13 protein-coding genes are annotated in these 14,160 nt (G+C 75.2%); 7 read left to right on the top strand and 6 right to left on the bottom strand.

The features are described from left to right. Positions 1-34: 34 nt before the first annotated feature. Positions 35-1,804, bottom strand: a complete 1,770-nt coding sequence (locus tag ABT160_RS12125) for an ABC transporter permease (protein ID WP_351646628.1) — start codon at positions 1,802-1,804, stop codon at positions 35-37. A 301-nt stretch (positions 1,805-2,105) separates the two neighbouring features. Between ABT160_RS12125 and ABT160_RS12120 the strand changes: the two genes are divergently transcribed. Continuing rightward, positions 2,106-3,332 (top strand): helix-turn-helix domain-containing protein, encoded by a 1,227-nt coding sequence (locus ABT160_RS12120; RefSeq protein ID WP_351646626.1) that lies wholly within the window; start codon positions 2,106-2,108, stop codon positions 3,330-3,332. A 74-nt stretch (positions 3,333-3,406) separates the two neighbouring features. Here ABT160_RS12120 and ABT160_RS12115 read toward each other — a convergent pair whose 3' ends face one another. The 3 genes from ABT160_RS12115 to ABT160_RS12105 all read right to left on the bottom strand — a co-directional run bounded on the left by ABT160_RS12115 (position 3,407) and on the right by ABT160_RS12105 (position 5,022). Beyond that, positions 3,407-4,168 (bottom strand): HNH endonuclease family protein, encoded by a 762-nt coding sequence (locus ABT160_RS12115; RefSeq protein ID WP_351646624.1) that lies wholly within the window; start codon positions 4,166-4,168, stop codon positions 3,407-3,409. 186 nt (positions 4,169-4,354) lie between these two features. Continuing rightward, positions 4,355-4,543, bottom strand: coding sequence for a hypothetical protein (locus ABT160_RS12110; protein ID WP_351646622.1), 189 nt, complete (start codon positions 4,541-4,543; stop codon positions 4,355-4,357). 182 nt (positions 4,544-4,725) lie between these two features. Continuing rightward, the gene (locus tag ABT160_RS12105) at positions 4,726-5,022 is read right to left on the bottom strand and encodes a hypothetical protein (protein WP_351646621.1); all 297 of its coding nucleotides are present in this window, start codon (positions 5,020-5,022) and stop codon (positions 4,726-4,728) included. 436 nt (positions 5,023-5,458) lie between these two features. Between ABT160_RS12105 and ABT160_RS12100 the strand changes: the two genes are divergently transcribed. From ABT160_RS12100 to ABT160_RS12085, 4 genes are all read left to right on the top strand, one after another. Then, on the top strand, positions 5,459-6,298 hold the full coding sequence (locus tag ABT160_RS12100; RefSeq protein ID WP_351646619.1) for a hypothetical protein: 840 nt from the start codon (positions 5,459-5,461) through the stop codon (positions 6,296-6,298). Positions 6,299-6,447: 149 nt separating this feature from the next. Next, entirely contained in the window at positions 6,448-6,906 is a 459-nt protein-coding gene (locus ABT160_RS12095) for a hypothetical protein (RefSeq protein WP_351646617.1), read from the top strand. Positions 6,907-6,928: 22 nt separating this feature from the next. Further along, the gene (locus ABT160_RS12090; RefSeq protein ID WP_351646615.1) at positions 6,929-7,483 is read left to right on the top strand and encodes a hypothetical protein; all 555 of its coding nucleotides are present in this window, start codon (positions 6,929-6,931) and stop codon (positions 7,481-7,483) included. A 192-nt stretch (positions 7,484-7,675) separates the two neighbouring features. Then, a complete protein-coding gene (locus tag ABT160_RS12085; protein WP_351646613.1) occupies positions 7,676-9,319 on the top strand; it encodes a GH25 family lysozyme in 1,644 nt (547 codons plus the stop codon). Between the two features lie 231 nt (positions 9,320-9,550). On the opposite strand, the gene ABT160_RS12080 is transcribed toward ABT160_RS12085, so the two are convergent. Continuing rightward, on the bottom strand, positions 9,551-10,633 hold the full coding sequence (locus ABT160_RS12080) for a calcium:cation antiporter (RefSeq protein ID WP_351646611.1): 1,083 nt from the start codon (positions 10,631-10,633) through the stop codon (positions 9,551-9,553). Between the two features lie 206 nt (positions 10,634-10,839). Here ABT160_RS12080 and ABT160_RS12075 point away from each other — a divergent pair, with 206 nt between their 5' ends. Beyond that, positions 10,840-11,826 (top strand): phosphatase PAP2 family protein, encoded by a 987-nt coding sequence (locus tag ABT160_RS12075; protein WP_351646609.1) that lies wholly within the window; start codon positions 10,840-10,842, stop codon positions 11,824-11,826. Here ABT160_RS12075 and ABT160_RS12070 read toward each other — a convergent pair. Then, a complete protein-coding gene (locus ABT160_RS12070; protein WP_351646608.1) occupies positions 11,793-12,809 on the bottom strand; it encodes an Lrp/AsnC family transcriptional regulator in 1,017 nt (338 codons plus the stop codon). The two genes, ABT160_RS12075 and ABT160_RS12070, sit on opposite strands and share 34 nt — an antisense overlap. Before the next feature lie 120 nt (positions 12,810-12,929). On the opposite strand from ABT160_RS12070, the gene ABT160_RS12065 reads away from it, so the two are divergent. Beyond that, a complete protein-coding gene (locus tag ABT160_RS12065; RefSeq protein WP_351646606.1) occupies positions 12,930-14,153 on the top strand; it encodes a M20 metallopeptidase family protein in 1,224 nt (407 codons plus the stop codon). Positions 14,154-14,160: the final 7 nt, after the last annotated feature.

Raw genomic sequence — 14,160 nt, 5'->3', positions numbered from 1 at the left:
GGCTCCAGCCGGGTGGGGTGGTGCGGGCGGGGGGTCACAGCGAGTAGCGGGTCTCGGCCATGCGGTACAGGCGGCGCCAGAACAGCCGGTTGAGCGCGACGACGTACAGGCTCATCACCGCGACGCCCGCGATCAGCTGCGGGAAGTCGCCGTCCTGGGTCGCCTGGGAGATGTACGCGCCCAGGCCCACGGCGGTCAGCGTGGTCCCGCCGAAGGAGACCACCTCGGAGACGATCGAGGCGTTCCAGGCGCCGCCGGAGGCGGTGATGCCGCCGGTGACGTACGCCGGGAAGATCCCGGGCAGGATCAGCCGCTTCCAGCGCTGCCGGCCCGTCACGCCGAGGTCGTCCATGGCCTCGCGCAGGTCGCCCGGGATCGCCATCGCCCCGGCGATCGCGTTGAACAGGATGTACCACTGCGCGCCGAGCGCCATCAGCAGGATGCCGCCGATGTTGATGGACAGGCCGACCTTGAGGAAGAACCAGACGGCCAGCGGGAAGAGGAAGTTCGCCGGGAAGCTCGCGAGCACCTGCACCACCGGCTGGGCGATGCGCGTCAGCCGGGGCGAGAAGCCGATCCGCACCCCGATCGGCACCCACACCACGGTGGCCACCGCCACGAGCACCACCACGCGCGCCAGGGTGGCGAGCCCGAGGAGCAGCGGCTCGCCGAACACGCCCAGGCCCGCCCGGTCGTCGAGGTAGCCGAGCAGGTCGACCAGGCCCCACACCAGCAGCCCGCCCGCGAGCAGCCCGAACACCACGTCCCCGGCCCGCTGCCGGGCGGGCGCCACGGACAGCGGCTTGTCGTCGACGCCGAGGACCCGCCCCGCGCGGTTCACCGCCTCGCGCGCCGGGCGCAGCAGCCGGCCGAGCAGCTGGGGCCAGTGGGAGCGGCGCAGGAAGTCGAGCACGTACGAGCGCTGGGTCTCGTTCGCCTCCGACTGCTCGTTCTTGTACCTCTCCGCCCACGCGGTCAGCGGCCGCCAGAAGAGGAAGTTCACCCCGATCACCATGACGGCCATGGTGAGGATCGCCCAGCCGACCTTGCCCAGGTCGCCGTCGGCGATCGCGGCGCCCGCGTACGAGCCGACGCCCGGCAGCGCGTAGTCCTGGTTGTTGACGCTGATCGCCTCGGACGCGACGAGGAAGAACCAGCCGCCGCCGAAGCTCAGCATCCCGTTCCAGACCAGGCTGATCATCCCGGACGGGACCTCGACCTTCCAGAACCGCATCCACCGGGTGAACGCGAACGACCGCGACAGCTCGTCGAGCTCGCGCGGGAGCGAGGTCAGCGAGTAGTAGAAGCCGAACGTCATGTTCCACGCCTGCGAGGTGAAGATCGCGAAGATCGAGGCGCACTCAAGGCCCAGCATCGAACCGGGGAACAGGGCGATGAAACCGGTGACGGCCACGGTCAGGAAGGCGAGCACCGGCACCGACTGCAGGATGTCCAGGGCCGGGATCAGCACCCGCTCAAGGCGTCGGCTCTTGGCCGCCGCGTACGCGTACACGAAGGTGAACACGATCGAGGCGCCCAGCGCCACGAACATCCGCAGCAGCGAGCGCGCCGCGTCGTACGGCAGCCGGGCCGGGTCGGTGTCGACCCGTACGTGCTGCTCGGTGCTGAAGTTGACGGTGGTGCCCTGGCCGACGCGCAGGACCACGTAGATCAGCAGGAGCACGGCGAGGGCGACGGCGATGTCCACCCAGGTGAAGCGGACCGCTGTTCCGGAGCGCCCGCGACCGGTCGGGGACGTGCCGGGGCGGCGTTCGGTGGGCCGTTCGTCGGTACGGGGCGGCATGGGCGTGGACCTCCTGCTCCACCCTCCGCGATCGGGGGGCGGCGCGCGAGCGGGGGCGGGGCGGGGTCGGCCGTTCGGCGGAGGGGTGCGGTCGGAGGTGTGCTGGTGGGCGTCCTCGTGGGCGTTCGGTGTGCGGGTGCGTGCAGGTGCGTGAGGGCCGGTGTGTCGGTGCGGGCTGGGCCGCGCCGAGGGGCGAGTGGGCGCGTGGGCGCGTGGTCCGGTGTGTCAGTGCGGGCTGGGAGTGTGATCCCGGGGGTGTGCTGGGCAAGGTAAATAACATGACCCAGCAGAGGGCCTGGGGGTGGAGCACGGTACGTGGATCGTGCGCCCGGTGTTCGTGGGCCTCCTGGCCGGTGATGGAGGAGAAGGGCGGGACGGCGTGGAGCGGTTCGAGGTGGCTGCGGTGCGGGAGCTGGCGGCGGCCGTGGAGCGGGTGGCGCCCCGGGACGAGGGCACCTGGGAGCAGCGGCTGCCCGCGCTCGGCGCGGGCGGCATCCCGGCCAGGGTCTCGCGCGGCAGGGCCCGCCAGCTGTGGATGGTCGTGGGCATGTGGGAGCGGGCGCTGCGGCGCGACGGGGTGCCCGAGGAGGCTCGGGGGGCGGCGGCGCGGCTGTTCGAGGAGGCGTCGCTGCGGTGGTTCTGGGAGCTGGCGCGCGCCGGTGAACTGCGGGCGCTGGAGCCGGAGCGGGGCCGGGGGCGCGAGCTGCCGGTGGCCACGCTGCGGATCGTGCGCGACTGCCTGCGGATCCTGGCCTCCCTGGTGCTCGCGCCGGGGCGTGCGGTGTGGCTGCCCTCGGTGGCGCAGCAGGAGCCGAAGTCGACGGCAGGGCCCGGCGCGCTGGTGATGGTCTACCGGCGGATGGCCGACCTGGCGGCGTCGGGCCCGCTGGAGCGGGGCGGGCTCTCCCTGTCGTACGAGGACCGGACCCGGCTCCTCGCGATGCTGGCGATCGTGCTGGCCGCCGCGCCCCGGTCGGGGGAGCTGGCCGCACTGCGCCTCGGCGACCTGGCGCCCGGCGAGGCGGCGGTGGGCCTGCGGCGGCGCCAGCAGAAGGCGCCGCCGAACCGGGCCGAGGAACTGGCGGCGCTCGCCGAGGTCGGCGTGTCCTCGGTGTGCGCCGTGCTGTGGGGCGACCGGGGCCATGTGTCGGAGGCGACGTACCAGCGGATCGAGGCGGCGCGGCGCGAGCTGGAGCCGCTGCCCGAGGTGGAGTGGTACGCGCTGTCCCCGGGCGCGGGCGTGGCGGTGCGCCGTTGGCTGGAGGTGCGCGAGGGCCTGATCGAGGCGTTGCCGCTGGAGGGCGGGCGGTCGGCGCTGTGGGTGACGCTGGTCCCGACGAAGGCGGGGCCGCCGGGGATCACGCTGCGCCCGCAGGGCCTGACGCAGGCGTTCGCGCGCGGGATGACGGCGCTGAACTGGGTGATGGCGGGCGAGCGGGGGTGGGAGCCGATGCCGGTGCGGATGGAGCAGGTGCGCCGGGCGGTGGAGGCGGAACCACTGGCGGCGGCTCCGCGCGGGGCCGTCTGAGGGGGAGGGGCGCGCTATGCCCTGCGCGTGTGTCCGGGAGGGGCCGACGGTAGGGACGCGCGGGGGGCCGTCCGTCAGCGGCCCCTGACCGGGACGCCCGGCGAGGAGTCGTCCGGCAGCGGCTGGCCGGGGCAGTTCGTGAGGACGCGGTTCATCGCCTCGCCCTCCGCCTTGGTCACCCACAGGCGGTACTTCTTCTTCACCGCGATCTGCCGGGCGACGTACGCGCACCGGAACGACTTGCTGGCGGGCAGCCAGGTCGCCGCGTCGCCGTCGCTCTTCTGCTGGTTGGCGGGCCCGTCGGCGGCGAGGAGGTTGAGCGGGTCGTTGGCCAGGGCCTCGCGGTCGTCCTGCGGGATCTGCTGGGCGCCCTTCTGCCAGGCGTCGGAGAGGGCGACCAGGTGGTCGATCTGGACGGCCTGGGAGGTCTTGGGGCCCCGGACGAAGTCGATGCGGCGGCCGGTGTAGGGGTCCCGGGCGAGGGTGCCGGAGCCGACGACGCAGCGGGAGCCGTTCTTGCCGGTGACGTCGGTGAGGTCGCGGCGCAGGATGTCGTTGCGGGTGTCGCAGCCGTTGCGGGAGCCGGGTGCGGAGGTCTTGTCGGACCAGGCGGGGCCGAACTTGCCGGTGCGGTCGTACCCGGTCTTGGGCGCGCGTCCCTTCACCGGCAGCCCGCCGAGGGCCTCCAGGGCGCTGCCGTCCTGGGCGGCCGAGGGCCCTGCGGCGGGCCGTTGTCCGGTCGCGTCGTCGGGGTCGCAGGCGCTGAGCCCGGCGAGGGCGAGGACCAGGGTGGCGGCGGTGAGGGTGCGGCGGGTGGTGCGGGCGGGGTGCGGCAAGCTGCGTCCTGGGGCGTCAACGGGCGGCGGGCGGCGGTTTCTGACGCCCCGTGCGTGGTGACGGCCCGTACGGCATGCGGGATGACATAAGGGGCCAATCGGTCATCAGGAAGATGATCATACCGATCGGCCCCGCGGGGGCGGCGGCAGGGTGCCCCGGTGGTGTCGCCCGCCCCTGATGCCGTGTCAGCGGCGGTTCCTGCGGCGCGCCCTGCGCGCGCCGGTCCGCAGGGCTCCGCAGTCCGGGCGGCGGCCGGGCGTGCGCCGCGCGCAGACGGGGTGCTCCAGCGGCGCGTCGGCCAGGCGCCGCCAGAGCGGCGCGAGCCGGCGGCCGAGACGGACGGCGGGCTTGTGTGCGAAGACGAGATACGTCATCTCGCCACCTCCGGAAGTCTGGTGACGGTACGTCAGAAAGGTCGTGGGGAAAGGTCGTGGGGAAAGGTCGTGGGGAAAGGTCGTGGGGAAAGGTCGTCGAGAAGGGGTGTCGAGACAGCCGCGTCGCGACGGGGTGTCGAGACAGGAGTGTCGCGAAAGGGTGCGGAGAAGAGGGGTTCGGCTCAGTAGTGGTTGCCGAACGCGCGGTCCGCGAGCGGGCGCGGCGCGGGCGTCGGCCGGGCCAGCGCCACGATGCGGCGTGCCGCGCCGCGCGGCAGGTCGAGGTTGCTGGCGATCCAGGACGCGCGGTGGCCCTGCTGGGCGAGGACGTACGCCATGTGCACGCGCAGGTCGTAGACGAGCCCGTACGGTACGGGCCGCTCGACGCCGGAGCCGGAGTCGGGGGTCGCGAGCAGGTAGGTCGTGGGAATGCCGTCGATGTCGAGCCGGATCGTGGGCTCGGCGTAGGTGAACGCCATGGTGTGCCTCCCGGGGAACGGGGCGACGGCACACGGGCGCGCCGGGGTGCGCCCTCAGCGCACGTCGCGCGGAGACGGGTCGGGTGGGCGGAGGAGTCGCGTACGACTCGGACTCGGACTCGGACTGGTGTCCACGGTTCCCGCCTCCCTTCCTCGCTCGGCTCCCGGGCGGTGGCCCTGGTCGCAGCCTAGGCGGAGGTCCGGCCCGTACGGCAGGGACCAAAGTCCCTGGTGTGCGCCGCCGGGCCGGGTGCGCGGCGCGCGGGGCGCGCACGCGTGCCGCGCACGCCCTGCGGGTCCCCGAGTCGATTGCCGCTGGCCCATGACGAGTTGGGGGTGCCGGGCGTTGTCAGGGTGATCACCGGGAAGTCCGGGGTGGGTGGTCGAGGCGGGAGGGCGCCGTGCGGCGTCCGGTACGGAAGCGGAGAGCGGTCGGGTGACCAAGGGCAAGAAGCGCGCGGGCAGCAGGGTGGCGCGGGTGGTGCGGCAGCGGGCGGCGGCCGAGCGGCGGGCGGCGGCGCTGGAGGGGATGCCGGGGGACGTCGCGCGCGTGCTGGCGTCGCCGGACGCGCTGCCGGAGTGGAAGAGGTTCCTGCGGGCGTACCCGACCGTGCCGGAGGCCGTCGCGGCGGTGCGGGCGGGCGAGGTGGTCGAGGTGCACAGCGAGGAGTACGTGTCGCTGGTGCGGCGGGTGCTGGTGGCGGAGGCGGGGGCGTTCGTGGAGACGACGCTGCATCCGCCGTACGGGACGGTCGCGGCGATCGCGACGGGCCTGTTCAACAGTGACGACCGGGCGGCGGCGGTGCGGGGCGTGCTCGCGGCGATGCCGGAACTGCTGCCGGGGGACCTGCGGGTGGAGGGCCTCGAGTGCGTGGTGGAGGAGGACGGGGACTCGCCGCTGCCGGTGTTCGCGTACCGCTACCGCGTCGCGGCGGAGGGGCTGGGCTCGTGGGGTGAGCACGAGGTGGCGGCGAGCCGTTTCGCGGGCCTGGCCGACGCGCTGGGCTGGGCGGACCGGCGGATCGCGGTGGGCGCGCGGGCGGTGGAGGTGCTGCGCGGGCACGGGGTGGCGGCGGTGTCCTGCGCGGCGTGCGGGGAGCCGGTGACGGACCGCCACCCGGTCTGGCCGGGTGTGTGGGTGGACCTGCTGGAGGAGTCGGGGCCGGTGTGCCCGGAGCACGACGGGGCGGCCGGGCGGGACGGCGGCCACCCGGTGCTCGACCTGATCGACATCGGCGGCCCGCACCGGGTCGACGGCGCCGGGGGAGCGCGCTGAGGGGCGGGGGCGCCCGGACGCGTGCGGTGCGCCCGGGCGGCTCCCGGGGCTCTCACCGAGCCCCGGAGGGCCGTCGCGGGAGCGGTCCGCGCAGGGGCCTCGACGGCTTCTTCAGACTGCCTTCAGCGCGGGTCGTACAGGATGTCCCCATGGGTGACCAGCAGGCTCCGGCGGTGCGCCGCCGTCCCGTCCCGGCCGCGCCGCGCCGTCCCCTGGCCGCGCTGGCGTACCCGGTGCTGTCCGGTGCCGCCGCGTTCCTGGCGGGCCTGGTCCTGGACACGGTCCTGGTGCGGCTCGGTGACGGGGTGCTCGACGGGGTGTCCGGCGCGCGTGGGCCGGGCGTGGTGAGCAGCGCCTGCGCGCTCGCCGCGGCGGTCGTGGTCGCCCTGCTCGTCGCGCACCGCCGCCTGGGCGTCCTGGCGGCCGGGGCGGCGGTCACGGGCGTGGCCGTCCAACTCGCCCTCGGGCGCGTGCCGTTCGGTGCGCACCTGCTGGGCACGGCGCTGGGCGTGGCGGTCGCGGTGCTGTTCTGGGCGGTCGGGCAGGGCCCCCTCACACGCGTCGGCGCGCGCGGGCCAGTACGGTGGCGGTCGAGCACACTGCACTGAGGGAGAGGGGCGGCGGTACGGCATGGCGAGGAACGCGGGCAGGCGCCGGGAGGCGGTCACCCTCCTGCTGCCCGTGCGTCAGCGGCCCCCCGCCCGCCGTGAGGTGCCCGGGCGCGAGCGCGACTCCGGGTGCGCCTCGTGCGGTCGCGCGCACGGCGGTACGGGTCCGGTGCGGCTGACCCCGCGCGGCGAGCAGGTGCGGCTGCTCGGGCTGCTGTTGCTGCTCGTGGCGGTCCCGTTCGCCTCCGCCGGACTGCACATAGCGACGGGCTGGCGCGCGGCGGACCTGCCGGTCCAGTCCTGCGCGCTGGCCCTGGCCTGTCTGGCCACCTCGGCCCTGTGGCGGCGGCGCCACGTCCTGGACCCGGCGTCGGCCCGGCTGCGGCCGACCCGCCCGGGGATGGTGGCGGTCGCCGTGCCGCTGCACGCGTGCGTGACGGTGTGGGGCGCCTGCGACCCGTGGCGGGTGCCCTCCGGCGACCTGCTGCGCAGCCTGCTCCTCCCGGCGGCCGCCGTGGTGCTGAACGTCGCGGTCCTGGTGGCGCTGCGGCTGAGCCGCGGCCCCCGTCAGCACTGAGCGCCCAGGCTCCCACTCGTACACCAGTCCGCTTGGAACGCGGACGGGTGCGCCGCGCCGCCGTGGCGTCCGCCTCCGGTCGCGCGGGTGACATCGGCGTCCAATGCGCTGGACACCTGATTCCTTCTGGCACTATGCGCGTGCAATGTCCTAGTACGTCCTGGTGAGTTCACCGGGCTGAGGAGTGCGCGCATGATCCGGATGGCCCGCCCGGTACAGCTGCTGACCGCGTCCGCGCTCTGCGCGGCCGTCCTCGTCCCGCCCGCCGCCGCGGCCGGACCGCCCCCCGCGCCCCGCGACCCCTCCGCACCCCCTTCCGTGCGCCGCCTCGACGCGGTCGGCGACGCCTGGCTGGGCGCGGGCGTCACCCGGCGCGAGGGCGACCGCACCCGCGCCGTGCGGCCAACGGTCGCCCAGCCGCCGGGAGTCGGTGGCGTCGACGTCTCCAGCTGGCAGGGCGACGTGGACTGGCGCGGCCTGTGGAAGGCGGGCAAGCGGTTCGCGTACGTCAAGGCCACCGAGGCGACCTCGTACCGGAACCCCTGGTTCCAGCGGCAGTACGACGGCGCGCGGGCGGCCGGGATGGTGCGCGGCGCCTACCACTTCGCCCTGCCCGACAAGTCGGACGGGCGCCGCCAGGCCGACTACTTCGTCGCCCACGGCGGTGCGGCGGCGCGCGGCACCCACGCGCTGCCCGGCGTGCTCGACATCGAGTGGAACCCCTACCCGGACGGCGGACCCTGCTACGGCCTGGGCCCGGCCCGCACCGTCGCCTGGATCAGGGACTTCACCACCCGCTACCGCGAGCGCACCGGACGCGCCCCGGTGATCTACACCTCCACGGCCTGGTGGCAGCAGTGCACCGGCGCCAGCACCGCCTTCGGCGCCAAGCACCCGCTGTGGATCCCCAGTTACCGCACGGCCGTCGGCGACCTCCCGGCCGGCTGGCGGGCGCACACCTTCTGGCAGTACACCGAGGACGGCGAGATCGTCGGCGACCACGACGTGTTCGACGGCACCGAGCGCGAGCTGCGGGCCCTCGCCGACGGCCCCGCGCCGTCGGCCGGGCCCGTCGACCTGACCGGCAGGAGCCGCACGGCCGCCGGGGACTTCGACGGCGACGGCGCCGTGGACCTGACCGCCGTCGACGACGCGACCGGCGCCCTGCTGCGCTACCCCGGCACCGGGACCGGCGCGCTCGCCGCGCCCGGGGTGCTCGGCCCGCGCGGCTGGAACGCCATGGCCGACGTCACCACCGCGCCCCGCGCCGACGGGGACGGCGCCGACGTCCTGGCCGTGCGGGCCGACACCGGGGCGCTGCTGCGGTACGAGGGCGACGGCGCGGGCCGCCTGAAGGCCGGGCGGCAGCTCGGTCCGCGCGGCTGGCAGCACATGCGGGAGGTCTCCGCGGGCGACTTCACCGGCGACGGCGTCGGCGACGTGGTGGCCGTCCAGGGCGTCACGGGCGCGCTGCTGCTCTACCGGGGCACCGCAGGGGGCCGGCTGGCGGCGCCGGTCACGCTCGGCTCGCGCGGCTGGGACGGGCTGCGCTCGCTCGCCGTCGGCGACTTCGACGGCACGGGCACCGCCGACGTCGTCGCGATCCGGCCGGCCACCGGCGAGCTGCTGCTGTACCGGGGAGACGGCCGGGGCGGTCTGGCCGACGCGACGGTGCTGGGCCCGCGCGGCTGGGCGGGCATGAGCGGGCTGTGCGCCGGGGACTTCGACGGCGACGGCGTCGCGGACGTGCTGGCCGTCCGGACCGACACCGGGGCGCTGCTGCGGTACGCGGGGCGCGCGGGCGGCGGGAAGTTGCGGGCGCCGGTACGGCTGTGATCCGTACGGTTCCGGCCTGAGCGTGATCCGTACGGCTGCGATCCGTACGGTTCCGGTCTGCCTGTGATCCGTACGGTTCCGGCCGGAGCGTGAACCGTACGGAACGTGAACCGTACGGCTCAGGGACGGCTGCTGTCCGTACGCCTCCGGTGGGACCGCTGCCCGCCGCCGTACGGAACGCGCGAGGGGCGGTGCGTCGCGCACCGCCCCTCGCCCCTGCCCTACGGACGCTCAGGGGCTCGCCGCGAGCACCAGGTAGGCGCTGAACAGCGACAGGTGCACGCCCGCCTGCATCAGGGTGGCCCGGCCCGGGACGATGGTGAGGATGCCGGTCGCCACGGTCGCCGCGAGCAGCACCATGTGGCTGGCGTCCAGGCCGAGGACCAGCGGGCCCTCCAGCCAGATGGACGCCAGCGCGACGGCCGGGATGGTCATGCCGATGCTCGCCATGGCCGAGCCGTACGCCAGGTTGAGGCTGGTCTGCACCCGGTCGCGGCGGGCCGCGCGCACCGCGGCGATCGTCTCGGGCAGCAGCACCATCAGCGCGATGACCACGCCGACCACGGCGGCGGGCAGGCCGGCCGCGGCGACGCCGCTCTCGATGGCGGGGGAGACGCCCTTGGCCAGTCCCACCACCGCGACCAGCGCCACGCCGAGCAGGCCGACGCTGACCAGTGCGGTGCGGGTGGAGGGCGGGTTGGCGTGGTCGTCCTCCCGCACCACCTCGCCCTGCTGGGTCACCGGCAGGAAGTAGTCGCGGTGGCGCACGGTCTGCGTGGCGACGAACAGCAGGTAGAGGAAGACCGAGGCGAGCGCGGCGAACACCAGCTGGGCGGTGGAGAACTCCGGCCCGGGCGCGCTGGTGGTGAACGTCGGGAGCACCAGGCTGAGCCCGGCGAGCGTGATGACGGTGGCGAACGCGGCGCCGGTCCCCTCGGCGTTGAACACGGCGAGCTTGCGGCGCAGGGCGCCCACGAGGAGCGCGAGGCCGACGATCCCGTTGCAGGTGATCATCACGGCGGCGAACACGGTGTCACGGGCCAGTGAGGCGCTCTTGGCGCCGCCGTCCGACATCAGCGTGACGATCAGGGCGACTTCGATGACGGTGACGGCGACCGCGAGGACCAGCGAACCGAACGGCTCGCCCACCCGGTGCGCCACCACCTCCGCGTGGTGCACCGCGGCGAGAACCGCGCCGGCCAGCAACAGGCCGACGACGGCGACCAGTCCACCGGGCAGTGAGCGGCCCCAGGTCAGGACGAGCAGGACGACGGCCAGCACGGGGACCAGTGCCGTCCATCGTTGAAGGGCCACTCTCGCGTAACGCATCATATGGGCAGCTTTGCATATGACTTTCGCATGTCAGAAAAAAGCTCCCACGGGGACGGCCGGGGTACCGGGTCCGCCCCGGCCATCACACCAGACGCTTCCTGAAGCCCCCTTCAGGTTCTTCAGGCGGCGCTCAGCGACCGGTCCGCAGGCTCGAAGACCCATCCGTCCGCCCCGGCGAAGGAGGCCCCATGACCGGCGACCCGCTCCGTCCCCCGCACGCCCGCCCCCGGGGCGTCCGCGCGGTGGTGCGCCGCCGTGCCCTGGCGCTGGCCGGCGGCGGCGCGGCCCTGTTGGTCCTCGTCTACCTCCTCGCGGTGCGCACCGGTGCCGGGCAGCGCTGGGAGGAGTCCGTGCTGCGCGGCGCCGGGAGCAGCGGCCTGGTCTCCACCGGCCAGGCGCTCAGCGCCCTGGACCTGGTCAACACCGGGTCCCTCGCCGTGGCCGTCGTCGTCATCGCGGGCGTGGGCTTCCTGCGCGGCGGCCCCGCGCTGGCCGCGGCCGCGGCGGGCACCGTCGGCTGCTGCGCGATCGCCGCCGAACTCCTCAAGGACACCCTGCTGTCCCGGCCCGCCCTGCTGCCCGAGCTGGCCTACCGGCTGCACAACTCGCTGCCCAGCGGCCACTCCACCGTCGCCATGTCCGTGGTCGCCGGGCTGCTGCTCGTCCTGCCCCACCGGTGGCGCGCCCCGGTGGTGTGCGCCCCGCTGGTGTGGGCGGTCTCGGTCGGCGGCTACACGGTCAACGAGCGCTGGCACCGCCCCTCCGACGTGGTCGCCGCCAACCTGCTCGTCCTCGCGGTCACCGGTGTCGCGCTGCTGTTCCTGGCCGCGCGCGGAGCCGTGCGGCGGGCCCGGCCGACCCGGTCGCGGTGGTGGTCCTCGGCCGTCCTGCTGGTCGCGCCTCTGGTCCTGGCGGCGGGGGCCGCGCTGGTGGTGCTGCTGATCGGTGCGCCGTCGGACGGCCCGGGCGGGGACGCGGACAACGGCGTGCTCGGCATGGCGCTCGCCTTCGCCTCCAGCGCCCTGTCCGGCCTGGCGCTGCTCGCGGCGGTACGGGGAGTGGACCTCGGCCGCGCCCGGCCCCGCGCGGACGACGAGTGGAGCCTCGACGACCCGTCAGAACCCGCACGCGGAAACGGTGTTCACAAGGCGAGAGGTACGCAGCCGGTACGGTAGCCGTCCTCGTCCAGGAGCTGCCCGCCCAGCTTGTCCGGGCGCAGCGTGATCATCCGGTCGCACACCTCCAGGCCCGGCGCCCGCTCCGCGACCCGCACCTCGAAGCGGTGGGCGTCCTGCGGCGAGCGCACCCACCCCATCACCATCAGGTTCGCCCGGCCGGTCAGCGCCGCGCACATCCGCACCTCGCGCAGCCCCGCGACCGCCTGCGCCCGCGCCGTCAGGTCGCGGGCCGCCGCCCTGCCCCACAGGACCGTCGCCACCGGCCACTGCGACAGCGGCCTGGCCACCTCGCAACGGGCCTGCACCGCACCGGAGTCGAAGAGCCGGCGCACCCTGCGGCGCACCGACGTGGCACTCGTGCCCGACTCCTCGGCGAGCACCGCGTACGGGGCCCGGCCATCCCGGCAGAGCAGTTCCAGCAGCCGCCGGTCCAGGTCGGTGAGCGGACCCGCCGCCGGACGGGCCACCGGGGCGGGGCCCGCCGCCAGCGCCCGCACCTGCTCACCGGTCAGCGAGCGCAGCCGCCACCGGCTGCCCTCGGCGTGCACCGCGCTCACCGGGTGCGTCCGGCTCGCCGTGACGCCCTCCACCGCCCCCAGCTCCACCGTCGTCCACCGGGCGAACGCCGCCAGGTCCGGCGCGTACACCGTCAGCAGCAGATCGCGCCCGCCCGTGACGTGCTCCACCGAGATCACCGCCGGCTGGGCCGCCAGCCGCCGGGCTGCCCGCGGCGCCCCGCCGTGCACGCAGTCCACCTCGACGAACGCCAGACCGCCCGGGCCGCCGCCGACCGGGGCGGTCCCCGGCAGGCAGGAGATCCACGCCGCGCCCGCCTCCGTCAGCCGCTGCCAGCGCCGCGACAGGGTCGCGGGGTCCGCGCCGAGGACCGCGCCGAGCCGGGCCCAGCTGGCGCGCGGCGCGACCTGCAGCGCGTGCACCAATCCCTGGTCCAGCTCGCTCAGGACGACCGGATCCCGCATCACAGCCCCCTCCATGCCGCTTTCCCGCGATTATCGCCCGCCCGCGACCCGGCCCCCGCAGCGTGTGAAGCCCCGCCGACGCACCGGGCGGGCCCCGCTCCCACCGCACCGGAGGCACCGATGACGCGACCGTCGAGCACCGCCGAGAACGCCCGCGAGATCCAGGACGAACTGGTCCGGCTGCGTCGCGCGCTGCACCAGGAGCCGGAGATCGGCCTCGACCTGCCCCGTACCCAGGAACTCCTGCTCGCCGCCCTGGACGGACTGCCGCTGGAGGTCACCCTCGGCAAGGACCTCAGCTCGGTGACCGCCGTGCTGCGCGGCGGGCGGCCCGGCGGCGCGGTGCTGCTGCGCGCCGACATGGACGCGCTGCCCGTCGCCGAGGACAGCGGCGAGGACTTCGCCTCCCGCCACCCGGGCCGCATGCACGCCTGCGGCCACGACCTGCACGTCGCCGGACTGGTGGGCGCGGCACGGCTGCTCAGCGCCGACCGGGCCGGCCTGAGCGGCGACGTGGTGTTCATGTTCCAGCCCGGCGAGGAGAGCCACCACGGCGCCTCCGCGATGATCGCCGAAGGGGTCCTGGACGCGGCGGGCAAGCCGCTGGACGCCGCGTACGCCCTGCACGTCTTCTCCAACAGCGTGCCCACCGGCACGATCGCGGGCCGCCCCGGTCCCGTGCTCGCCGCCGCCGACCAGTTCATCGTCGCGGTCAACGGGCGCGGCGGGCACGGCTCCATGCCGCACTTCGCCAAGGACCCGGTGCCCGTCATCTGCGAGATCGTCACCGCGCTGCACGCCTACGTGACCCGCACCTTCGACATCTTCGACCCGGTCGTCGTCACCGTCGGCAGCCTGCACGCGGGCACCCAGGCCAACATCATCCCGCAGACCGCCGAGTTCCAGGCCACCGTGCGCAGTTACTCGCCCGCCAACCAGGACCGGCTGATGACCGAACTGCCGCGCCTCGCCCAGGGCATCGCCGCCGCCCACGGGGTGGACGTCGAGGCCCGCTACACGATCGGCTACCCGGTCACCGTCAACGACGAGGAGGAGACCCGGTTCGCGCTGCACACCGCCCGCGAACTGTACGGCGAGCCCCTGGAGTTGGCCCACCCGATCGCCGGGGCCGAGGACTTCTCACTGGTGCTGCGACGGGTGCCCGGCGCGATGCTCCTCGTCGGCGCCGTGCCCGAGGGCGTGGACCCGGCGAGCGCACCGATGAACCACGCCCCGCAGGCCCGCTTCGACGACGCGGTCCTGCACCGCCAGGCCGCCCTGCTGGCCCAGCTCGCGACGGACCGGCTGGCCCGCACCGGCGGCGGGGACACCGGGCGAAGCTGAAGGAACC

The sequence above is a fragment of the Streptomyces sp. NPDC001941 genome, from assembly GCF_040296945.1.
Taxonomy (GTDB): Bacteria; Actinomycetota; Actinomycetes; order Streptomycetales; family Streptomycetaceae; genus Streptomyces.
This window is presented reverse-complemented; position numbering and strand designations above follow the sequence as displayed.